General features: G+C 47.4%; 17 protein-coding genes. 8 read left to right on the forward strand and 9 right to left on the reverse strand.

Annotation, left to right across the window (positions count from 1 at the left end):
- Window positions 1-55: 55 nt before the first annotated feature.
- The 5 genes from GV64_RS06500 to ilvD all read left to right on the forward strand — a co-directional run bounded on the left by GV64_RS06500 (window position 56) and on the right by ilvD (window position 5,979).
- The gene (locus GV64_RS06500) at window positions 56-322 is read left to right on the forward strand and encodes an HP0495 family protein (RefSeq protein ID WP_020580926.1); all 267 of its coding nucleotides are present in this window, start codon (window positions 56-58) and stop codon (window positions 320-322) included.
- The gene (lipB, locus tag GV64_RS06505; RefSeq protein ID WP_020580925.1) at window positions 322-1,020 is read left to right on the forward strand and encodes a lipoyl(octanoyl) transferase LipB; all 699 of its coding nucleotides are present in this window, start codon (window positions 322-324) and stop codon (window positions 1,018-1,020) included. The genes GV64_RS06500 and lipB overlap by 1 nt, the downstream gene beginning before the upstream one ends.
- 111 nt (window positions 1,021-1,131) lie before the next feature.
- Window positions 1,132-2,124, forward strand: a complete 993-nt coding sequence (gene lipA / locus GV64_RS06510; RefSeq protein ID WP_026258024.1) for a lipoyl synthase — start codon at window positions 1,132-1,134, stop codon at window positions 2,122-2,124.
- Window positions 2,125-3,240: 1,116 nt separating this feature from the next.
- Complete coding sequence (locus tag GV64_RS06520; RefSeq protein ID WP_020580922.1) at window positions 3,241-3,951, forward strand: DUF3581 family protein; 711 nt, start codon at window positions 3,241-3,243, stop codon at window positions 3,949-3,951.
- Between the two features lie 186 nt (window positions 3,952-4,137).
- Complete coding sequence (ilvD, locus tag GV64_RS06525) at window positions 4,138-5,979, forward strand: dihydroxy-acid dehydratase (RefSeq protein ID WP_020580921.1); 1,842 nt, start codon at window positions 4,138-4,140, stop codon at window positions 5,977-5,979.
- 102 nt (window positions 5,980-6,081) lie between these two features.
- On the opposite strand, the gene GV64_RS06530 is transcribed toward ilvD, so the two are convergent.
- Window positions 6,082-6,699 carry a LysE family translocator gene (locus GV64_RS06530; RefSeq protein ID WP_020580920.1) on the reverse strand — a complete coding sequence of 206 codons (618 nt, stop codon included), beginning with the start codon at window positions 6,697-6,699 and terminating at the stop codon, window positions 6,082-6,084.
- Window positions 6,700-6,900: 201 nt separating this feature from the next.
- On the opposite strand from GV64_RS06530, the gene GV64_RS06535 reads away from it, so the two are divergent.
- Window positions 6,901-7,218: a VOC family protein gene (locus tag GV64_RS06535; RefSeq protein ID WP_020580919.1), complete on the forward strand. Its 318-nt coding sequence runs from the start codon at window positions 6,901-6,903 to the stop codon at window positions 7,216-7,218.
- Between the two features lie 14 nt (window positions 7,219-7,232).
- Here GV64_RS06535 and GV64_RS06540 read toward each other — a convergent pair whose 3' ends face one another.
- The 5 genes from GV64_RS06540 to GV64_RS06560 all read right to left on the reverse strand — a co-directional run bounded on the left by GV64_RS06540 (window position 7,233) and on the right by GV64_RS06560 (window position 13,528).
- The gene (locus tag GV64_RS06540) at window positions 7,233-8,084 is read right to left on the reverse strand and encodes a hypothetical protein (protein ID WP_152553944.1); all 852 of its coding nucleotides are present in this window, start codon (window positions 8,082-8,084) and stop codon (window positions 7,233-7,235) included.
- A 244-nt stretch (window positions 8,085-8,328) separates the two neighbouring features.
- Window positions 8,329-9,378: a DNA polymerase III subunit delta gene (gene holA / locus GV64_RS06545; protein WP_020580917.1), complete on the reverse strand. Its 1,050-nt coding sequence runs from the start codon at window positions 9,376-9,378 to the stop codon at window positions 8,329-8,331.
- Window positions 9,375-9,956 (reverse strand): LPS-assembly lipoprotein LptE, encoded by a 582-nt coding sequence (locus tag GV64_RS06550; protein WP_020580916.1) that lies wholly within the window; start codon window positions 9,954-9,956, stop codon window positions 9,375-9,377. Before GV64_RS06550 ends, holA begins: the two co-directional genes overlap by 4 nt.
- A gap of 221 nt (window positions 9,957-10,177) precedes the next feature.
- Entirely contained in the window at window positions 10,178-12,343 is a 2,166-nt protein-coding gene (katG, locus tag GV64_RS06555) for a catalase/peroxidase HPI (RefSeq protein WP_026258022.1), read from the reverse strand.
- A 285-nt stretch (window positions 12,344-12,628) separates the two neighbouring features.
- Window positions 12,629-13,528 (reverse strand): aspartoacylase, encoded by a 900-nt coding sequence (locus GV64_RS06560; RefSeq protein WP_020580914.1) that lies wholly within the window; start codon window positions 13,526-13,528, stop codon window positions 12,629-12,631.
- Window positions 13,529-13,924: 396 nt separating this feature from the next.
- Between GV64_RS06560 and GV64_RS06565 the strand changes: the two genes are divergently transcribed.
- Complete coding sequence (locus tag GV64_RS06565; protein WP_020580913.1) at window positions 13,925-15,379, forward strand: catalase; 1,455 nt, start codon at window positions 13,925-13,927, stop codon at window positions 15,377-15,379.
- Window positions 15,380-15,594: 215 nt separating this feature from the next.
- Here GV64_RS06565 and GV64_RS06570 read toward each other — a convergent pair whose 3' ends face one another.
- Window positions 15,595-16,947: a hypothetical protein gene (locus GV64_RS06570; protein ID WP_020580912.1), complete on the reverse strand. Its 1,353-nt coding sequence runs from the start codon at window positions 16,945-16,947 to the stop codon at window positions 15,595-15,597.
- Between the two features lie 106 nt (window positions 16,948-17,053).
- Window positions 17,054-17,491, reverse strand: a complete 438-nt coding sequence (gene trxC / locus GV64_RS06575; protein ID WP_020580911.1) for a thioredoxin TrxC — start codon at window positions 17,489-17,491, stop codon at window positions 17,054-17,056.
- Window positions 17,492-17,987: 496 nt separating this feature from the next.
- Between trxC and GV64_RS06580 the strand changes: the two genes are divergently transcribed.
- Window positions 17,988-18,956, forward strand: a complete 969-nt coding sequence (locus GV64_RS06580) for a hypothetical protein (RefSeq protein ID WP_152553945.1) — start codon at window positions 17,988-17,990, stop codon at window positions 18,954-18,956.
- 100 nt (window positions 18,957-19,056) lie between these two features.
- Here GV64_RS06580 and leuS read toward each other — a convergent pair whose 3' ends face one another.
- A complete protein-coding gene (gene leuS, locus GV64_RS06585; RefSeq protein ID WP_020580909.1) occupies window positions 19,057-21,654 on the reverse strand; it encodes a leucine--tRNA ligase in 2,598 nt (865 codons plus the stop codon).
- Window positions 21,655-21,741 lie beyond the last annotated feature (87 nt).

Consider the following 21,741-nt stretch of genomic DNA (forward strand, 5'->3'; position numbering starts at 1 on the left):
AGGGAGCAGCGCTTTTTGATATTTAACAGCTCTGAAAATGATTTAGGTAGTGGTTATGAAAGAGCCAAAAGCCCCTAAAATTGAATTCCCCTGTGAATACCCTATTCGCATTGTGGGACATGCAGCTCCGGACTACAAAGACTTTGTTCTCGGTGTTGTGGCAAAGCATGATCCGGAGTTTGACGGAAAAGCAAAGATGAAAACCAGTCGTAATGGCAAATATCTGTCTGCAACCGTCGTCATCATGGCAACCGGTGAACCTCAGCTCAAGGCACTTTTTGATGAGTTGAAGGCCAGCGGCCGTATTCAGATGGTGCTTTGATGGTTGAGGATGTTTACCCGTCTGGCCTCGAAGGTAGCGAACTTGTTGTTCGCTACCTGGGGCGCAGGGATTACGAGCCTGTTTGGCAATCAATGAAGTCGTTCACTGCCGAGCGAGATGATCAGACCCATGATGAGTTCTGGGTGGTTGAGCATAATCCGGTATTTACCCAGGGACAGGCAGGAAAGCCTGAACATATACTTTTTCCAGGGGATATACCGGTTATCCAGGTAGATCGAGGTGGGCAGGTTACCTATCATGGTCCTGGGCAACTGGTATTCTATTTCTTGATGGATGTCCGCCGAAAGCGAAGTGGGCCCAGGGCAGTAGTCTCAGCGTTAGAATATGCTGTGATTGAGATGCTCGCGGGTTTTGGTATTGAAGCCCGTAACAAGCCTGATGCTCCAGGCGTTTATGTCAATGGTGCCAAGATTGCCTCGCTGGGTTTAAGGTTCCGGAAAATGTGCTCCTATCATGGACTTAGTCTTAATGTGGACATGGACCTGGAGCCATTTAGTCGAATTAATCCCTGTGGGTATGCTGGACTGGATGTTGTTGATATGGCCTCTTTACTCGGGAAAGTCGATATTGAGGAAGTTAGCCGCCGTTTACTGGTATGCTTTCAGAAAGCGCTAAACTACATCAATATTGATGAGAAGGCTGCAAATAATGATCAGCCTGCCGGATCAGCCTGTTAATTGGTTCAGCAGCAGTAGTAGTACACAAAGACAATAGGGGGGGGAATGGCTATTCATTCAGAAAATAACCTTGAGACGCTAAAGGGTCACCCCACCGGAGAAAATCAGCGGATGAAGCCGGAACAGATAATTCCTACCGTACAGGTAGAAAGTGGTACAAAATTTGTCAATGACAAAGGTATCACAGCGATTAAAAATGGCATTAAAGCCAGTGCCGGAGGGCAGCACGCGCCGATTCAGCGGAAACCTTCCTGGCTCAGAATTAAAGCAAGCCACGGCACAAAGTACAAGGAAGTCAAAAGTACTGTTCACGAGCATAAACTCAGTACGGTTTGTGAAGAGGCTATGTGTCCGAATATCAACGAGTGCTGGAGCTCAGGGACCGCGACTATCATGCTGATGGGCGAAACCTGTACCCGTGCTTGCCGTTTCTGCGCCGTCAATACAGGTAACCCCAAGGGTTGGCTTGATCATGATGAGCCAGAGCACACCGCTAACTCCGTAAAACTGATGAATCTTAAGTACCTGGTTTTAACCTCGGTGAACCGGGATGACCTTCCTGATGGTGGAGCAGGTCACTATGCTGCGGTTGTGCAACGGGTGAAGGATGAGAATCCGGATACTGATGTAGAGGTACTGACGCCCGATTTTCTTGGTGTCATGTCCGATGTTGAAACGGTTGTCGATAGCCCTATTACTGTCTTTGCCCAGAATGTAGAAACCGTCCGCCGATTGACTCATCCGGTACGCGACCCAAGAGCCAGTTATGAGCAGACACTGGCTGTGCTGGCACATGCCAAAAAATATCGTCCTGAGGTTCTCACCAAAACCAGTTTGATGCTGGGGCTGGGGGAGACAGAAGATGAAATTCTTGAAACACTGGATGATTTAAGGGGTATTGGTGTGGATATTGTGACGTTTGGCCAGTACCTTCAGCCAACTGTTAACCATCTTCCTATTGAGCGCTATGTAACCCCGGAAGAGTTTGAAAAATATCGCCAATGGGGGCTTGATAAAGGCTTTCTGGAAGTGGTTTCCGGTGCTTTGGTACGATCCAGCTATCGTGCGGAACAGGTTTTGCAGAAAAATAATGTTGGTCTTTAGCTGTTCTTTTTAAAATACATGCCAAGCTATGTCTGCCATGTCTTTCGGTAGCATAGCTTAAAGCTACTGTTTTAGGCTTTTTATTTTCTTAAAGCCCCAAAGTCCAAAGGGCTTTGGGGGGCGCTCTTTGGGGGGCTCCGAGAGCATTCATCTGTTCTGTAGGGCTTGCTCAATCTAGAATAGCTGCCATGTTCACAAGCCATTCTCATGTTATGGGCCGCTGAGCCGTGTAACGGGCTTATTTTTCAGAAACTCTTACCGAAAGAAAGGGTCTTAAGGGTTGTAAATAACAACTGGATAAGAGGCTCTGCTCATAGATCCCCTGCTTGGTTCTTCTTTACTGCCTCAGACTGGTCAAGCTCAAGTATCAGGTACAGTTCAATCCAGCCTACGAAAAGGTCTGTTGCTATTTCAGAGCTTGACTCTATTGATCGTAGCAATATCAATCTTGTTATTCATAATCCACGGTGGCAAAAGCATGACCCTGTAAGTAATGTTTCCGGACTATTAAATAGCCTGCCTGAAGCCGTTCGGGAGAAACTGAAGGTTGTTTTGGTCACACATGAAGGTAACAGCACCCATTTCAATTATTCTAATATCTATTTGAATTCCCTCTTAATTCAGCTCTGAGCACCATCATCAATTGAGGTGATCATAAGATAACTGGTTTATCTTAACCTTTGTCTGTATTGTGGAGGGAATTATAAAGCAATCTTTCCTGCAGAATAATTTAGACAAAATCAACAAGTTCAGGTTGTTATAAGAATGTTGGCTAATAATTAAGTAGGATTTATATAACAATCAGTAAACAAAAAACTACGAATTACTGGTAGGTTTACTGTTGTCGGCTAACTTATGATATCTACCCTGAAATCGCGGCCTCCACTATCCTGTGCCCATGATGCAACAAAGTAAGGGAGATTGTACTATAGTCTTCCAGCGCTTTTGCTCTGGGGTAGGTGATTATAGCGCTCCGCTATGAGTGGCGAGAGCAGCGTAGAATATTCGCTGTTTTACCAAGGGCATTTGTCACTAATGACTGAACATCCGGTAGCCAGAACAACAAGTGCAGTCTGGCTCATGGGATGACTGCGGCAGGAATCCAGCCTTAACACTATGCTTATCGACCAATACTGTACCTCTCTGGCAGACAATCGCTTTTCGTTTACTCGCGAGCAGGCCAGCCAATTTGCGAAGCGCATTGCCAATGACTTTAACCCACTCCATGATGTGGATAACTCCCGCTTTTGTGTGCCGGGTGACCTTCTGTTCGCTAAGGTCCTGATGGCCGAAGGCTTGTATAGCGATATGCGAGTCACTTTTAATGGCATGGTTACAGATGGTGTCGAGCTGGAAATCCGCACCAATGAGAAGGGGCATAGAAGTATTTATGATCTCTCAGACAAGATGTACCTGGATATTGAGCGCCATGGTGATTGTAGCCACGACACCCCCATGATTGAGCAACTGGTTCGCAGTTACGTCGCGTTTTCTGGAGAAAACTTCCCTAACGTTTTTGTTCCCCTGATGAAGTCGCACGGTGTGATGATTAACACGATTAAGCCGCTGGTGATTTACGACAGCATGACGTTAAAACTTGAGCGTGTTGATTTGGTTAATCCTACCTTGGAAGCAGCGGGGGTTAAGCTTGAAGTCAACGGTAAGCGAGGGAAAGTTACGCTGAACTTTATCTATCGTGAAGGTGGGGACGTGGTTGGTATGGGCGAGAAAACCATGATTCTTTCTGGTCTTCGCCCCTACGACCAGGAAGCTATAGATATTATGATAGACAAGCATCTTGCTCGGCAGCGCCAGTTTATCCAGTAGTTTTTCAATCGATGGAGTCAGACAGTTTCAATAGTTTTTGATATCCTTACTGGTCGCCATTGGATGGTATGAGGAACTCTGATTAGCAAAGGAATGCTGCGGTTTGTTTTCTTCACCAAACCGCAGATAAAAGCCATTAACCAGAAAAAAGCTTTTCGCGAATTAAGTCAGTAGAGGGAATGTTTCATGCCAGCCTATCGCTCCAGAACGTCGACCCATGGCCGGAATATGGCCGGAGCCCGTGCATTATGGCGGGCAACTGGAATGAACGATGGGGATTTCAACAAGCCCATTATTGCTGTAGCCAACTCATTTACCCAGTTTGTTCCGGGCCATGTACACCTGAAAGACCTTGGACAGCTGGTCTGTCGTGAAATCGAAAAGCACGGTGGTGTAGCAAAAGAGTTCAATACTATTGCTGTGGATGATGGTATTGCCATGGGCCATGATGGCATGCTTTATTCCCTGCCAAGCCGGGATATTATTGCTGACTCTGTCGAGTATATGGTGAATGCTCATACGGCAGATGCACTTGTCTGTATTTCCAATTGTGACAAGATAACACCAGGCATGTTGATGGCTGCCATGCGCCTGAATATTCCGGTAGTTTTTGTATCCGGTGGACCGATGGAAGCAGGCAAAACCAAACTGGCCCAACATGGGCTGGATCTGGTGGATGCCATGGTCATTGCTGCATCGGATGCGGATGATGAAACGGTGGCAGAGTATGAACGTTCAGCCTGCCCAACCTGTGGTTCCTGTTCCGGGATGTTTACCGCTAATTCCATGAATTGCCTGACAGAAGCTCTGGGCCTCTCTTTACCAGGTAATGGTTCCATGCTGGCCACTCATGCTGATCGCAGGGAACTCTTCTTAGAGGCGGGTCGTCGTATTGTTAATATTACGCGGCGCTACTATGAAGAAAATGATAACAGTGTGTTACCTAGGTCCATTGCCAGCTTCAAAGCCTTTGAAAATGCCATGAGTCTGGATATCGTAATGGGAGGGTCGACCAACACCATTCTGCACTTGTTGGCGGCTGCTCAGGAAGGGGGTATCCCTTTCGACATGAAAAATATTGATGAGCTTTCCCGCCGCATTCCCCAGTTGTGTAAAGTGGCTCCCAATACCCAGAAATACCATATGGAAGATGTGCATCGTGCCGGTGGGGTCATAGGGATACTGGGTGAACTGGATCGGGCTGGCCTGTTACATAATGATATTCCCACGATTCACAGTGCTACTTTCAAAGAAGCCCTGACAACGTGGGATATTATGCAGACCACCGATGAGTCGGTGAAAACCTTCTATAAAGCCGGCCCCGCAGGTATCAGAACAACGGAAGCCTTCAGTCAGGAGTGCCGTTGGGATACGTTGGATGATGATCGGGCAGAAGGCTGTATCCGTTCAATTGATCACGCTTTCAGCCTTGAGGGTGGACTGGCAGTTCTCTATGGCAATATCGCTGAAGATGGCTGTGTTGTAAAAACATCTGGCGTTGATGAAGATAACCTTGTTTTTGAAGGGCCTGCCCATATCTGTGAGAGCCAGGAAGGAGCGGTTAGCGATATTCTGGAAGACAGAGTCATGCCAGGTGAAGTGGTTATTATTCGTTACGAAGGGCCAAAAGGTGGCCCGGGCATGCAGGAAATGCTTTATCCAACCAGTTACCTGAAGTCCAAAGGCTTGGGTAAGGCCTGTGCTCTACTGACGGATGGACGTTTCTCGGGTGGTACTTCAGGCCTATCCATCGGACATGCTTCTCCAGAGGCCGCTTCTGGTGGCGCAATTGGCTTGGTGGAAAATGGCGATACCATCCGAATTGATATTCCTAACCGAAGTATTAATGTCCAGTTGACTGAAAAAGAGCTTGCTGAGCGACGGACTGCAATGGAAGCTAAGGGGAAGGATGCCTGGAGGCCGATTAAACCCCGTCCCAGGAAAGTATCTACAGCTCTTAAAGCTTATGCACGTATGGTGACCAGTGCTGACAAGGGAGCCGTTCGGGACTTGAGCCTTTTTGACTGAGACTGTTAACCAGGAAAATAGCTGACTTCAATAACAGAAGTCAGCTGCTTAGGGGGCGTTACCTACTGGCAGGATGGCCAGTAGGTAACGCCCCCTAGCTATTTACATACACAAAATACGAAGAGCTACCAGAATCAGCAGTGTGCCACAGAGCCGGTTGATCAGTGTGGCTCTTTTTCGTAGGGCTGGCAGTACTTTTCCATGGCCAGCAACTGAAGCAATCATGCAATACCAGATACCGTCGCAGAGTGTCGCGATGGCTGCCATCAGAAGTTTTGTCATGATGGTAGACTCAGGAGTGACAAACTGGCTGAACAGCGCCAGCAAGAAGACTGCAATTTTTGGGTTCAGGAAGGAGACCAGAAACCCGTCAATGGCCGCCTGTTTCAAGCTTAACTGTTTATGCTGCTGATGGTTTTCTTGCGCCAGTGATGGTGATGTTGAAGTTATTGCCTTATAGCCCATCCAAGCCAAATAAGCAGAGCCACCATAGGTTATAAACTTGAAGAGCCAAGGGGTTTCGGTAATAACAACGGCAATACCTGCGGCAACCAGAAATGCATAGATACCTATGCCCAGTGCATGTGAGATAGATGTCACTAAGCCATGAGCCCTTGATCCCTGGACAGTACTTTTCATAACTGCGGCCAGGCTTGGGCCAGGAGAAATGGCACCGAGTGCACAGATAGCCAATAGAGATAACCAGGAAGATGCTGTCATTAGAACTCTGGAATAAATGCTTAAATCAGTGATTGAAATGAAAACGCTATCTTATACCATTTCTATCTTCTAACTATGCCTTGCTCGCTCTCTTTGTATAAAAATTAGAAATGGTGTTGTTGAGATAGCGATAAAATGTGACAAAGCAGTGGTAAAAGATAGTTGGTTTTCGTTCACGATCCATGATTCCAGAACTTAAGAATGATGAAATTTAATCACATCGGTATTCCGACAAAAGGATCCTTTCCGGGAGAAATCGATTTACCCCATCTAAAAATGACCGTTTCGGATCATGAAAATAATCCTTATGGCATTCAGTGGCAACGGTACTGGAAGGATGCACCTTACCCGGATTTGGTAAAAACAGTCCCCCATGTGGCATTTGAGGTGAAGGATCTTGCTGAGGCTATTCGGGGGCAGACAGTCATTATCCCTCCAAACTCTCCCAGTGATGGCCTGCTGGTCGCTTTTATCGAGGTGAATGGCGCACCGGTAGAATTGATGGAGTACTGCCAGTAATGCCCGTTAGTGCATTATTTACTGACTGGTCGAATAAACAGCAGGGGTTTGCCTTTCTCTAAAACATAGGGGTATGGAATTGTACGATTATTCTCTCCTGTACCAGCCTCGTTCGGAGCAATGTAAAAATAAGCCCAGCCAGGCAGTCGAGCGCTCAGCCTTTGATAGAATATGCTGGCACTGATGCTTTTGGTTCCATCACCCTCAGCCAGAATCAGGCGAGGGAAAGCAGACTTATCTCTGGCAGGGAAAAACCAGGATGCTTCTCCGGCAATATTATGAAAAGCAAAGCGGGGAGCTCGATAGGGGCCTTTGGGTTCGGTTACATAGAGGCTTAATACGCAATTCATTTTCTGTAATGAACAGGTACCATCAGCTTTACCGAGGTACCACTGTTTAAACGTTCTGCCTTCATGAATGAAGGGCTTTTTAACAGCCTGATAGTTGTAATTCATCTCATGGAGGATGGCGAGAGAAGCCCTGCTTAACATGGTTTCCATCATGTGTTTGGCACTCGCGCTATCCGGTGCCATATGAAGAGGCATCCAGGCAAAGACACGATGCTCACTGTGATGGCTGACCCCAGGAATAGTCCAGCCCCAGTAGAAGTGCTCAAAGGGGCCGTAGGGATTAATATTGACGCCAGCAATGCCGCTTGAGCTACCATAAGCTGGATGAAAAATACCACCCAATTTGTAGTCCAGTAGTTTGCCTTTCTTATCGTAAGCAGTATCCGGCAGCTCCTGATCGTAGAGCTTCTCTTCCATTCCCGCTGCATTGGCCAGATTTTTGGCCTTTGACCATTGGTTTTTATAGGGTTGGTCATACCCGGACATGCAGCCAGCCAGCAGGAGAGTAAGAAACAATGAAAATGCCCGGAAACCCATGAGCCATCCCCGTCTATTAACAAAGTGAATATCCCCTGGCTTCGAGCTCGTAAATCTGATTGATCACAGGGGCCTTGTTGGGAATATATCGGCGAGGGTGAGAAGCCCTTTATTGAGCAAGCTGTTGGTTTGAGTTCGGGGCAGCACGTGCAGATTGACTCGCGCAGCTGCCTTCCAACTTCGTGTCAACAGAGCCAGACAATCAGGCAATAGCGGATATGATTCAGGAAATACTTTTTATGGGAGGTATTCCAGCAAGATGCAGGGTCAGGGTCAGCAGCTCATCCCAGACGTTACCTTTGTCCAGGCCTTTGATACAACGATCAATTCTACCGGTAGACAAAAGCATTTGACGGAGACTTCGTTCACTGCTCCGGCGAATGGCTTTATCCAGCAATGATTTCCTGCGTTTTAACATGAAGGGGGCAAATCCAAGGACTTTCGCTGATTGATCAATGGCGATATCAGTGGATAACCCACGGGAGATTTGTCGGCTGAGGTGGCTTAACAGACGAATCTCTCTGGCGAGAGCCCAGAGGATGATAGGCGGTTCAATCCCTTCTCCTTTCAGGATGCTGAGGATTCGAACACACTGTTTAATATTGCCTTCCAGGGCGGTATCCAGTAACTGGAATACATCATATCGTGCACTATCTGAAACCGCTTCGCGAACGGTAGCTTCATCAATCGCTTTGTCTTTTGAGAGAAGTTTGAGCTTTTCCAGTTCCTGCGACGCTGCCAGAAGGTTACCTTCTACGCGCTCAGCAATAAGGTTAAGAGCCTCAGGCGTTGCCTGGTAGCCATCTGACCTGAGGCGCTGGCCCAGCCATTGTGGTAATTGCACAGATTCAATGGGCCAGATTGGGATAAATACCCCAGATTGTTCCAGAGCCTTAAACCACTTTGATTTTTGCAGTGAGTTATCAAGGCGGTCTGTCACTATCAGCAGAAGGTTGTCTGGAGATGGGTGGCCGATATATTCCAAAAGCGCTTTACTGCCAGTATCTCCCGGCTTTCCATTAGGCATGCGAAGCTCAAGAATCTGCTTCTGGGCAAACAGGGATAAGCTGTTTGCCGTGCTGAGAAAATCGCCCCAGTCAAACCCACTTTCCACATGATAAACATGACGCTCTGAGAATTCGGCTTCTCTGGCATGCTTGCGGATCTGATCACAGCACTGGGCCACTTGCAATGGCTCATCACCGCTGATGATGTAAACCGGTGCAAGCTGCTTTTTCAGCTGAGCTCCCAGCTGGTCAATACGAAGCTTCAAGGTTGTTGGTTTCCTTCCACTGTGCTTTCCATTACCGGCTGTTTCATTTGCTCTGTAGCAATGGCTTTTTCAGCTTCAGTTGCCAGCTCTGCTTCTGAGAGGCTATGGATTCTTCGCAAAGTAGTGGTAATCAGCTCCTGGCGTAATTCAGAAAGAATGATGGCTTGCTCGGATTCTGACGCATTGGGTGTATCCTGATTCTGGGTTAAGTACCGCTCACGGGTCAGTTCAACCGGCTCAAACAGTGGTAAACCAGAGGATGTTTGCAGTTGGTAAACCACGCTCATGGCTATTCTCTGCTCAAAATAACCTGCTGAAGCGACCGTCTTCTGGTCAACATCCCTTTCAACCCGGATCACATTGATTAGCCAGGGAGCCTCGATACTGATATCAATGCCACTGCGTTCCATAGCTCTGGAAAGATAGCGAATATAGACAGGATCATTGCCAGACACTGACAGTTGTTTGAGATCGCTGCCGGTACCCATTTCTCCTCTCAGATGGAAGCCACAGGCAGTTAACAGGCTGGTTAACAGCAGCAGAGTCAGCATGCTCACTGAACGAAAGGTGTAGGTCATGATCTCTCCGTGGTCCACCAATAATGCTTCAGTTCTTAAAGGAGTGGTATCCCCATCACTTTGCAGACGGGATATATGTCTGAACTTTTATGGGGAGGATAATCTATTCGACCTGTAACTCTACCATGACGAAGGTGAGCAGAAAAAAGAAAATTAGCCAAGACAAAAAAACACGCCGCAATTAATGCGGCGTGTGTATTGGATTCCAGCAGTTTACGAGATTAAGCCAGATCAAAGCGATCTGCATTCATTACTTTGGTCCAGGCTGCTACGAAGTCGCGAACGAATTTTTCCTGATTATCGTCCTGGGCGTACACTTCTGCGTAAGCTCTCAGAATCGAGTTGGAACCAAATACCAGGTCAACACGGGTAGCGGTCCACTTCACGGTATCGGTCTGGCGGTCCCTAATCTCATAGAGCCCATCAGCGGCCGGTATCCAAGTGTAATTCATGTCTACCAGGTTAACGAAGAAATCGGTCGTCAACTGACCTTCGCGATCGGTTAAGACGCCGTGTTTGGTGCCACCATAGTTAGTGTCCAGGACACGCATACCGCCAATCAGAGCTGTCATTTCGTGGGCAGAGAGTCCCATTAATTGAGCTCGATCGAGCAGCATCTCTTCAGCAGCGACCACGTAATCTTTCTTGAGCCAATTGCGGAAGCCATCATGCAGAGGTTCAAGCACTTCGAAAGACTTAACGTCCGTCTGCTCCAGCGTCGCATCGCCACGGCCGGGAGCAAATGGCACCTTAACGTCAAAGCCAGTCGCTTTAATAGAGGCTTCCAGACCAACATTACCGGCCAGAACAATCACATCTGCCACGCTGACGCCGGTTTCGGCAGCAATAGGCTCCAGTACAGCGAGTACTTTTTCCAGACGTTTGGGTTCGTTGCCCTCCCAATCCTTCTGGAAGTCGAAGCGGATACGGGAACCATTGGCACCACCACGCTTATCGGAACCTCGGAAGGTACGGGCGCTGTCCCAGGCAGTGGTGATCATTTCACTGTTGCTCAGACCACTGGCCGCAATTCTGGCCTTAACCGCATCCACATCATAATCAGTCTTGCCAGCAGGTACCGGGTCTTGCCAGATAAGCTCTTCCTGAGGTGCATCCGGACCGAGATAACGGGATTTCGGTCCCATATCCCGGTGGGTCAGCTTGAACCAGGCGCGGGCAAATACCTCTGAGAAGTACGCTTGGTCATCACGGAAGCGTTCGGAAATCTTGCGATATTCCGGATCCACCTTCAGAGCCATATCCGCATCGGTCATGATGGGGTTATAGCGAATGGATGGATCTTCCACATCAACCGGCTTATCTTCTTCAGCAATGTCAACAGGTTCGTACTGGTGTGCTCCGGCTGGACTCTTCTTCAGTTCCCAGTCGTATTTGAACAGCAGGTGGAAGTAGCCGTTATCCCACTGGGTCGGGTTGGTGGTCCAGGCGCCTTCAATACCGGAAGTCACGGTATTGCGACCAATGCCCCGGCTGGTTTTGTTAAGCCAGCCCAGGCCCTGATCTTCCAGTTCAGCACCTTCTGGAGCCTCACCCAATAATTCTGCTTTACCGTTACCATGACACTTACCCACGGTATGACCGCCGGCTGCGAGGGCAACCGTTTCTTCATCATTCATCGCCATACGCTCAAAGGTGACGCGCATATCGTGGGCGGTTTTCAGCGGGTCCGGGTTGCCATCCACACCTTCTGGGTTGACGTAAATCAGCCCCATCATAACCGCTGCCAATGGGTTTTCCAGGTCGCGCATGCCGGAGTAGCGTCCACCTTCTTCAGTACTTGGCTTCAGCCACTCTTTTTCAGAGCCCCAATAGGTATCTTTTTCAGGGTGCCAGATATCTTCTCGACCGAAAGCGAAGCCAAAGGTTTTCAGTCCCATGGATTCATAAGCGACAGTGCCTGCATAAGCCAGCAGGTCAGCCCAGCTCAGTTTATTACCGTACTTTTTCTTGATAGGCCATAACAGGCGACGGGCTTTGTCCAGGTTGGCGTTATCGGGCCAGGAGTTCAATGGCGCAAAGCGCAGGTTACCGGTACCGGCACCGCCACGGCCATCGGCAATACGATAGGTACCGGCGGCGTGCCAGGACATACGCACCATTAGTCCGCCGTAGTGTCCCCAGTCGGCAGGCCACCACTCCTGAGAGTTAGTCATCAGATCTTTAAGGTCTTGTTTAAGGCCGGCAAAGTCGAGAGTTTTCACTGCTTCGCGATAGTTAAACTCCGGAGCCATCGGGTCGGTTTTTTGATCATGCTGATGCAGAATGTCTAGATTTAGTGTTTTTGGCCACCAGTCAACATTCGACTTGCCGCTCTCGGTTACCGCGCCGTGCATAACGGGGCATTTTCCAGAGTGGGAATTATTCATCGTCCAGTTCTTCTTGTGGATTAAATCAGAATCATTATCAGTAGTCTCACTCATTTTCGTTTTGACTTATGTCAATATCTTTTCTTGTTTATCAGTAGTTTACGAAGTTTTTAGATGTCTTTCGAAATGCTGGTGATTTTTTTTAGGTAAGTATGCTGGATGTATTGTTGGTTGCTAGCCCATTGGCAGATTGTGGTTTCGATTTCAGGAAAGCGAAGTGAGCTCAGGCAGCAATTGCCATACCTTATTGAAAATGAACAGCAATCAGTATTGAGCCGCAGACGTTTACTTGAGGGAGGCTTCAACTTTGTCGGTGATGATAAAGGCAGTATCTTCAAGATAGTAAGCTGCTTCATTAATAAATACTGGGTAGCCTGGTTCGCTCGAATATCTGATTTCACCACCTTGAAATGTCATAAATATGGGGTGACTGGTTTCCAGCAGGCGATAGTCACGATCCTGAAGATCCTTATGAACCATTGCGGTCAATTCTCCTTCTTGATCCCTGGGATAAGGCACTTTTTCTCGGAACTTGAATACCGTCACTTCATCAGGAAGTTTGGGCTCCTTACGGGTTTTACTGAGCGTCAGGAACTTAACTACCAGATCGACTACTCTCTCGGTGGCTTCAAAAAGGTCATGACGAAGAACCGCATTGGGTAAGGGGCCAACTTCAATGACAATACCAAAACGTGAAATACTGTTTAAAGACTGATGCTGAACATGATCCATATCGCTGAGCAGGATCCGGGTTTCGGGCATGTTTTTCTGAACATAGGCCGCTGTTCGAAGGTTTAGCGGCTCATTGTTTCTCACGATCAGAGTAATGCCCATATTGGCGGTTGTACTGTGGAGATCAATAATGAAGTGTTGGCCCGACTCGTTCTGAGACAGTCCCTGAGAAAAGTGTCTGGAAATTTCCCTTGCCCGCTGGCACTCATGCTGGTCTTGGTTGCCAGTGAGAATATCGGAAGAAAATGATCGGTTCAGATCTTGATCAATAAAACGCCTGGCTTGGGTAAAGGCTTCCGGGTTTGCCAGAAGCGTTGACACTACTATGGGATTATCCTGATAAATGTTGGTTTGCTCTGCCTTGCGGATGAAGAAAGGTCCGATGTATTCATTACCGTGGGTTCCACCCACAATGGTAATTTGTTCAATGATCAGGTTCTTGTCACCGTTCATTATTCACCTCTCTGGCAGCAGAATTGTTTTATAGGGCTCTTTTTATTGCGGTCACATTACATTTGTAATCAGTTGATGGCAGTAAACGAATGGTTTCCCGATACCTGACCACTGGTTCAGTTATTTTAATGAGAGAACAATTCTTGCTGAGAGTAGTTATATTTTGATTATTTCGCCAAATTTCATGCAAGTTTTATAGTTAATAATATCGTTTTTTGTTTTTTTTCGACTGGATAGTCTGATGAAGGCTCTCAACAGAGTCTGGTTAGAACGATAATAATTATTAATTATGGTGATTAATCAAAATCAATACTCACTATCACCGGTACGATTATACACTCGTTGTCATATTCGTAACGCCATTGATGGCATTTGCAGCGCCCATGGAGGCGGAAAATGACAGATAACACGTACCTTACTACTGCTAATGGGGCTCCTGTTCCTGAAGACAATAACAGCATCTCAGCAGGTGAACGCGGCTCACTGACATTCGACAACTATCGTCTTTTTGAGAAGCTGGCTCATTTTAATCGAGAGCGTATTCCTGAGCGAGTGGTTCATGCCAGAGGCTATGGGGCTCACGGCACATTTACTCTGACCAAAGATCTGTCAGATCTGACTATTGCCAAATTTATGCAGGGCATTGATAAAAAAACAGATGTATTCCTGCGTTTTTCAACGGTAGCCGGTGGTCAGGACTCCGGAGACTTTGTTCGCGATGTTCGTGGCTTTGCTCTTCGTTTTTATACCGAGGAAGGTAATTATGACATCGTGGGTAACAATACGCCGGTCTTCTTCCTGAGAGATCCTGCCAAGTTTCCGGATTTTATCCACTCTCAGAAAAAAGACCCAAGAACTAACTTGCCAGATCCTGCGCACCATTTTGAATTTTGGGCCAGTAACCCTCAGTCTATGCATCAAATCACTACTCTGATGTCCGACCGTGGTATCCCAAAGTCATTACGCCATATGAATGGTTATGGCTCGCATACTCTCAGCATGTGGAATGACAAAGGTGAGCGCGTATGGGTTAAGTGGCATTTCAAGACCAATCAGGGTATTAAGACGCTGACTAATGAAGAAGCTGCGAAAATGCCTGCTGATGGAATGCAGTCTGACCTGGTGAAGTCTATTGATCGGGGTGACTTCCCAAGCTGGGCTGTGAAAATTCAGGTGATGACAGAAGAGCAGTCCAGGAATTACCAGGTTAACCCCTTTGACCTGACTAAAGTCTGGCCTCATACCGATTTTCCGCTGATGGAAATTGGCCAGCTGGAACTGAATCGCAACGTTGATAATTATTTTGCGGAAACAGAGCAGGCGGCATTCTCTCCCAGCAATATGGTGCCTGGTGTTGGTGCATCTCCAGATAAGATGCTGCAAGGTCGGCTGTTTGCGTATGCTGATGCCCATCGTTATCGTATTGGTGCCAACCATCAGCAACTGCCAGTGAACCGTCCACAGTGTCCGGTTCATAACTATCAGCGTGATGGCGCCATGACTCATGGCTCTGCCTGCCCATTCTCTGGGCATAACCAGAATGCTAATGTGAACTTCTATCCAAATGACCGGGAACAGGCGCCTAAGCCAAAGCCTGAAGTGGCCGAGCCTCCTATGCCGTTGGAAGAAAATGCATGGATTAAGGCCTATGATACCCGTGATGAAGACAACTACAGTCAGGCAGGTGATTTGTATCGTTTGATGTCAGAAGATCAGAAGCGACAGCTTATTGGTAATATTGCCGGTGGGTTGAAGCAGGCGACAGAATCTGTGCAGCAGCGGATGATTCAGCACTTCACTCTGTGTGATGCTGATTATGGGCAGCGGATTCAGGCAGCATTGGAAAGTTAATCATCTGATTGGGTAAAAGGCCGGGAGATTTTCCGGCCTTCTTGTACCAATCTTTTGCAACAATCAAATTGTCCAACCTCGTTATGAGCACTGTTAGCTGGGAAGAAAGGCCAAAGGAAGTGACGATTTGTATTGATGCTATAGCGAAAGGCTTCAACACAGGGTTTCGGTTCAAATCACCATCTCAATAGTGTATTTGGAAAATGCGATGGCTATTACATCATGATCTCAAGTAGATAAATCCTTGCAAGCTGTACTGGCATAACCACTTCTCCTCCCGCATGTAAGCTTTTTAACTGAAGCTCCTTTTCATTGAGACTATCAATAAAGCCTTCATACTGTCGCCCATTACTCAGTGTAATTTTGACTTGTCGCCGTTCATCTGCAGTCAAACTGGTCAGTTCAACCGACTTATACTCGACATGTTGGCCAACATAAATGGCTCTTTGGTCTATTTCTTCATGGAGAGAAGCTATCGTGATGTTATTGGTATTTTGGTCGACTTTTTCTGGCTGTTCAGGGTGACTCAGTATTGCCTGCAAATCTCCCACTTTTCCACTCAGACCCTCTGGAATAATGTTAAGCTCTGGGGCAATAATCTCTTTATTGTTAACAGATACATAGAGTTGACTGACAGCCGGTATTGCGTTTTTCCAGTACTGTCTGTCTAAGAGAAACGGAGATTGCAACCCCAAATTGATGGAAATGGTTTGTGGTGAATAGAGAAATTGTTGATATGCACTTCGAATGGATGCTCCCGGAATAACTCCCCATAACGCCGCATAGTAACGGTCATCCTGTGATGCTTCTCTGGTTATATACTCTTCTGTGGGAACTCCGGATCGTTGGGCACAATACTGAACTCTTCGATGTATATAGCCATCATCCTGATACAAAAAGGAGAGTTGTTTAAGTCCCAGCCTATCATTATTAATGGTTTCCCAGTCAAGATGGCTTACGTTGTCAATGGACATACCGAGAGTTATGAATCCAAGCCCTTGAATCTCGGAATCAATTGAAAGGTCAAGCGTTTGGTTAAAATCATGGAACCGGTATTGGAGTCCGAGATTCAGGAGCGTGGAGTGGGTATATCCCATTGATTTGAGTTGTGTAGGGCCAAATAAAAGGTTTTTTTCACAGGTTCCTGATAAGTGAGTCCCTAACAACTTATTTCTAGCAGCATAGTGTTCTGCAAGGTGCGGGCTATCCAGAAAAAACAGATTCATTCCCTGCAATTCTATAGCAAGAGAGTCTGGCACCAGTGAGTAATCACCTTTCAAGGCAAGCTGGTAGAAATCGTAAAGTTCCGGGAAGCGAATGGATATACGCTGTACTTTCAAGTTGGGCTGTTGGCCATACTGTGCATCTACAGTTGCATTACGGAGCTTGATGGCTCCAGCCAGATCTATATCAATGTTTTCATAGCTGACACGGGCATAAGGCGAGATATTGGCAATCCACTGATTAACCATCAATGTGATTTTGCTGGATAAAAAGTATCTCATTCCCGGCAAAATAATAGCTACCAGAATTGCGACAATAGTAAATCCTTTTAAGAAACGGAGCACGCCATTACCCTGCTTCACCCATAAAATCTAAATATGACTGAGAATTTTGCCAGCAATTCAAGGGGGGCGCCAGCTTCCTGTCGGCTCTTTGCGAAACTCGTCAGTGTTATTGGATAAATTGTTTAATCCATTGCCTTAGTTGAGACTCAGGCAGGGCTCCCGAAACTCTATCTGCTTCGCGCCCATTCTGAAAACAAATCAGGGTGGGAATGCTTCGAATGTTGAATTGCTGAGCAGGTAATGGATGCTGTTGGGTGTCAAGCTTTGCTAGTCTGACTGCAGGCTCAAGCTCATTTGCCAGCGTGTTGAAGGCAGGAGCCATGGTCTTGCAAGGGCCACACCAGGGCGCCCAGAAGTCAACAATCACAGGAATGTCAGTCTGATTGATAAACCGCTGGAATGTTCCTGCATTGAGTTCTGTTGGCTGACCGGAAAAGAGGGGCTGCCTGCATTTACCACAGATGGGTCCATCATTCAGCTTGTCCTGTGGAACCCGGTTGGTTGTATTACACTTGGGGCAAGCTATTTGCAGTACTTTTGACATGTTCAGTTCCATTCGATGATTGCATACTGCCGGTCATTGCCCGGCTACTTCAAGCTCAGACTGCCCCATCATACTGGAACTAATCAGGATTTCGACTGTCTTAACTGGATAGGGAATAATTCTAATTAGCTCAATATGATAGCAGAGTGCATTCTTTGCTTTAGTCTAGGCAGGTGGCCCCATGCTAGTAGTTGCACAGAATCCTGACTATGCACCCCAAAGTAGAAATCAATTACAAGACATAAGAAGGGAAGAGCATCACTGTTTTTCAGACTCGAATGGCAATTCCAGGCACGTAACAGTGACAAACCGCTGGCTGGTGTTGAACCTTAGAGGGATGCTTTTTACAAAATTGCTGGAGCAGAGCATATTTCAGCGTGATGTAAAGTCACAGCCACGTCCCCCCTTTAATGTGAACAATGCGTCACAGCCAGCAACACCAATGTTAACTTCTTCTCGGGTTAATACGCCATTGGTAACGAAGGCGTTACCAGATATGTCAATTGTTGTTCATTCTGCCAAACCACTGATACCAAGCACTTTTGCCTTTGCAGTCCAAAGACCTGACCTGGCTGACAATCCTATAGTGCAACTGGTAGATATGATGGTCAGAGTTGTTCAACTGGCTACTGCTGGCGTAATTGAGGGGGCTGGCCAGCCAAGTGATACTAGTGAGGTACGTTCCGATAGTCATTCGAGTTCTCAGAATGACAGTGCGAGCTTACCTCATGCACGTTTGATTAGTGAGCTATTACCGTTACCGTTACCGAATGCGATTGACCGTCTTATTCAGGAAGGTCTGGGTGAGGTTCAGAAAGTCTTGGATTTATCCAATCTGGAAAAAATGTTACTGCTTGTTGGGAAAGAAGGTTTCCTGCTGGATGCTGATTCATTGTGCTCTCTGAGTGAACTGAATAATCAGTACACTTTTGCTTCAGAGCAGCAAAGCTCACCGATTCAACAGAAATTTAATTCTGAGTCATTCAAGTCTGAAGCGAATAGCGCTCTCAACTCTCAGGCTGATAGGGACACTCTTGGCGAACACGTGAAACCTTTAGGTAAAACGGATAATCCCCATCATGAACTGAAGAATGGAGAAAGGTTTGCGGGCAGGGAAAATAGTGGCAATGAAGCAGGTCGCCCTGAGGCCGGAAATAAACCCAGTACCAATAATAATGCGATACAAATGATGCCTGGTCAGGGAGTCAGTGTGTTAAATCAGCAGCCGTCCAATATCTTAGCAAGTAACCTTTCAGTAGTTATTCAACCTCCTCCGGTAGTGGAAAGTGGTCAAAAGCAGCTGCCTCCCATTATTTTGCCAAATGCAGGTCTTGGTACAGGTAATCGCTCAGACAGAAGAAAGAGTAAAAAAGAGATTAGAGAAGAGGAAGAAAGAGAGAGAGAAGGAGGCGCTTATCTGTTGGATGATGACCCTCTTGATGAGGATCTTATGGAAGATGAGTAAGCTTATTTATTTTCTCGATTTCATTTATATTAGGTTGTAAAAAAAGGGGCAAAAGCCCCTTTATTTTTATCAGTCGAAAGCTGTTGCCTGACTGAGTTGCTTAATTAGCCACAATGTTCACCAGCTTACCGGGAATCACAATCACCTTGCGGACTGTCAGACCATCAGTGAACTTAGTGACGTTATCGTGTTCCAGAGCCAGCTTTTCAATGGCATCTTTATCCAGACCTGCTGGTACTTCCAGTTTTGCACGAACCTTACCATTGACCTGAACCACCAGAGTGATGGCATCTTTTTTCAGAGCTTCTTCGTCAGCTGCTGGCCATGAAGCATCCAGTACGGACTCAGAATGCCCCAAAGACTGCCAGATGCTGTGCATGGCGTGAGGTGCGATTGGTGCCAGCATTAGCGTGGTGGCTTCAATGGCTTCACGCATCACTGCGCGATCCTGATCAGTATTTACCGAGAATTTGTTGATCGCGTTGTTCAGCTCCATGATCGCAGCAATTGCGGTATTGAAGGTCAGGCGGCGCTCACAGTCATCCGAAACCTTATTGATGGTTTCATGCACTTTGCGTCGCAGGTCCTTTTGTTCTTTTGTCAGAGCATTCAGGTCAATAGCAACCACATCACCACTGGCAATATGCTCTGCAGCCTGTTTCCAGAAGCGGCGCAGGAAGCGATTTGCACCTTCAACAGCACTTTCGGACCATTCCAGTGTTTGCTCGGGTGGTGCAGCGAACATGGTGTACAGACGGATGGTATCTGCGCCGTACTGGTCAATCAGATCCTGAGGGTCAATACCGTTGTTTTTGGATTTGGACATTTTACTCATGCCCGCGTGCTCAACGGCTTCTCCTGTCTCTTTCAGGGTAGCTTTAGTCATGCGACCTTTGTCGTCAAACTCGGAGTCAACATCGGTAGGAGCAATCCACTGTTTAACACCTTTCTCATCTAGCTTGAAATAGGTGTCCGCCAGCACCATACCCTGACAAAGCAGGCGTTTGTAGGGCTCATCGCTCTCAACCAGCCCGGCATCGCGAAGCAGTTTGTGATAAAAGCGGGAATAAAGCAGGTGCATTACTGCATGCTCAATACCGCCGATGTACTGATCCACTGGCAGCCAGTAGTTGGCCTGCTCGGGGTTCAGCATCTGGTCATCAGACTTGGGTGAGCAGTAGCGGGCGTAGTACCAGCTGGATTCCATGAAGGTATCAAAGGTATCGGTTTCACGGGTCGCAGGCTGACCATTATGGGTGGTTTTTGCCCACTCAGGATCCGCTTTGATCGGAGACTGAACGCCGTCCATCTCCACGTCTTCAGGCAACAGTACCGGCAGGTCTTCCAGTGGGACAGTAACCTCGGTTCCATCTTCCAGGTAGCGCATGGGAATTGGAGCTCCCCAGTAACGCTGACGGCTTACACCCCAGTCACGAAGACGATAGTTAACCTGGCGCTCACCTTTGCCTTCTGAAATCAGTCGATCGGCAATGGCATTGAAGGCTTCTTCTGAGGTCAGACCGTCAAACTCACCGGAGTTAACCAGCTTGCCTTTTTCGGTAAAGGCGGCTTCGTTGATATCAATCGATTCGCCATTGGCTGGTTCAATGACCTGTTCAATTGGCAGGCCAAAGCGAGTGGCAAATTCATAGTCACGCTGGTCATGGCCAGGAACGGCCATCACTGCACCCGTACCGTAATCCATCAGTACAAAGTTGGCAGCCCAGACGGGAACTTCACGACCAGTAATTGGATGGATGGCGCGGATGCCGGTATCGACACCGACCTTTTCCATGGTCGCCATTTCTGCTTCAGTAACCGCGTTGGATTTGCAATCCTGAATGAAAGTAGCCAGAGCAGGGTTGTTAGCCGCTGCTGCTTTTGCCAATGGGTGTTCTGAGGCAATACCGACATAGGTGACACCCATCAGTGTATCCGGGCGAGTCGTATAAACCTTGAACTCTTCAGGTGCTCCATCAATAGTGTTGGCAACCTTGAAGGTCATCTGAATGCCTTCAGAGCGTCCAATCCAGTTGCGCTGCATGGCCTTAACCTGGTCAGGCCAGTGCTCCAGCTTATCGAGGTCTGCCAGCAGTTCATCCGCATAGGCCGTAATTTTTACAAACCACTGTGGCAGTTCTTTACGCTCAACCACCGTGTCGCAACGCCAGCAGCGGCCATCTTCAACCTGCTCGTTGGCCAGAACGGTTGCATCATTAGGACACCAGTTAACGGTGGCCATTTTTTTGTAAACCAGGCCTTTTTCGTAGAGCTGGGTGAAGAACCACTGCTCCCACTTGTAATAGTCTGGCTTGCAGGTGGCCAGTTCACGATTCCAGTCATAACCAAAACCGAGGCGCTTAAGCTGACCCTTCATGTAGTCGATGTTTTCGTAGGTCCAAGGTGCTGGCGCGGTTTTGTTTTTGATGGCCGCATTTTCAGCGGGCAGACCAAACGCATCCCAGCCCATAGGCTGCAGGACATTCTTGCCCTGCATACGCTGGTAGCGTGAAATCACATCACCAATCGTGTAGTTACGAACGTGCCCCATATGCAGCCGACCGCTGGGGTACGGGAACATGGAGAGACAGTAATACTTCTCTTTGCTGTTGTCTTCGGTGACAGCAAAGCTGTCATTGTCTTCCCAGAATTTCTGGGCTTCGCTCTCAATCTGATGCGGTTGGTAATGCTCTTCCATCATCGCTCAACGGGCTTAATGTAAAGGATTGCTTTGATACGTTTCTTGAAACAAATCACGAAAAACCAATCAAAGAGTCAGGGGAAC

The sequence above is a fragment of the Endozoicomonas elysicola genome, from assembly GCF_000710775.1.
GTDB lineage: Bacteria > Pseudomonadota > Gammaproteobacteria > Pseudomonadales > Endozoicomonadaceae > Endozoicomonas > Endozoicomonas elysicola.

Bases quoted from the DNA above. Each gene is read 5' to 3' on its own strand.
- GV64_RS06530 (WP_020580920.1), bottom strand. From the start codon at position 6,699: ATGACAGCATCTTCCTGGTTATCTCTATTGGCTATCTGTGCACTCGGT.
- trxC (WP_020580911.1), bottom strand. From the start codon at position 17,491: ATGTCAAAAGTACTGCAAATAGCTTGCCCCAAGTGTAATACAACCAAC.
- GV64_RS06520 (WP_020580922.1), top strand. From the start codon at position 3,241: ATGCTTATCGACCAATACTGTACCTCTCTGGCAGACAATCGCTTTTCG.
- GV64_RS06560 (WP_020580914.1), bottom strand. From the start codon at position 13,528: ATGAACGGTGACAAGAACCTGATCATTGAACAAATTACCATTGTGGGT.
- lipB (WP_020580925.1), top strand. From the start codon at position 322: ATGGTTGAGGATGTTTACCCGTCTGGCCTCGAAGGTAGCGAACTTGTT.
- GV64_RS06550 (WP_020580916.1), bottom strand. From the start codon at position 9,956: ATGACCTACACCTTTCGTTCAGTGAGCATGCTGACTCTGCTGCTGTTA.
- GV64_RS06500 (WP_020580926.1), top strand. From the start codon at position 56: ATGAAAGAGCCAAAAGCCCCTAAAATTGAATTCCCCTGTGAATACCCT.
- GV64_RS06535 (WP_020580919.1), top strand. From the start codon at position 6,901: ATGATGAAATTTAATCACATCGGTATTCCGACAAAAGGATCCTTTCCG.
- katG (WP_026258022.1), bottom strand. From the start codon at position 12,343: ATGAATAATTCCCACTCTGGAAAATGCCCCGTTATGCACGGCGCGGTA.
- leuS (WP_020580909.1), bottom strand. From the start codon at position 21,654: ATGGAAGAGCATTACCAACCGCATCAGATTGAGAGCGAAGCCCAGAAA.
- GV64_RS06580 (WP_152553945.1), top strand. From the start codon at position 17,988: ATGTCAATTGTTGTTCATTCTGCCAAACCACTGATACCAAGCACTTTT.
- lipA (WP_026258024.1), top strand. From the start codon at position 1,132: ATGAAGCCGGAACAGATAATTCCTACCGTACAGGTAGAAAGTGGTACA.
- GV64_RS06565 (WP_020580913.1), top strand. From the start codon at position 13,925: ATGACAGATAACACGTACCTTACTACTGCTAATGGGGCTCCTGTTCCT.
- ilvD (WP_020580921.1), top strand. From the start codon at position 4,138: ATGCCAGCCTATCGCTCCAGAACGTCGACCCATGGCCGGAATATGGCC.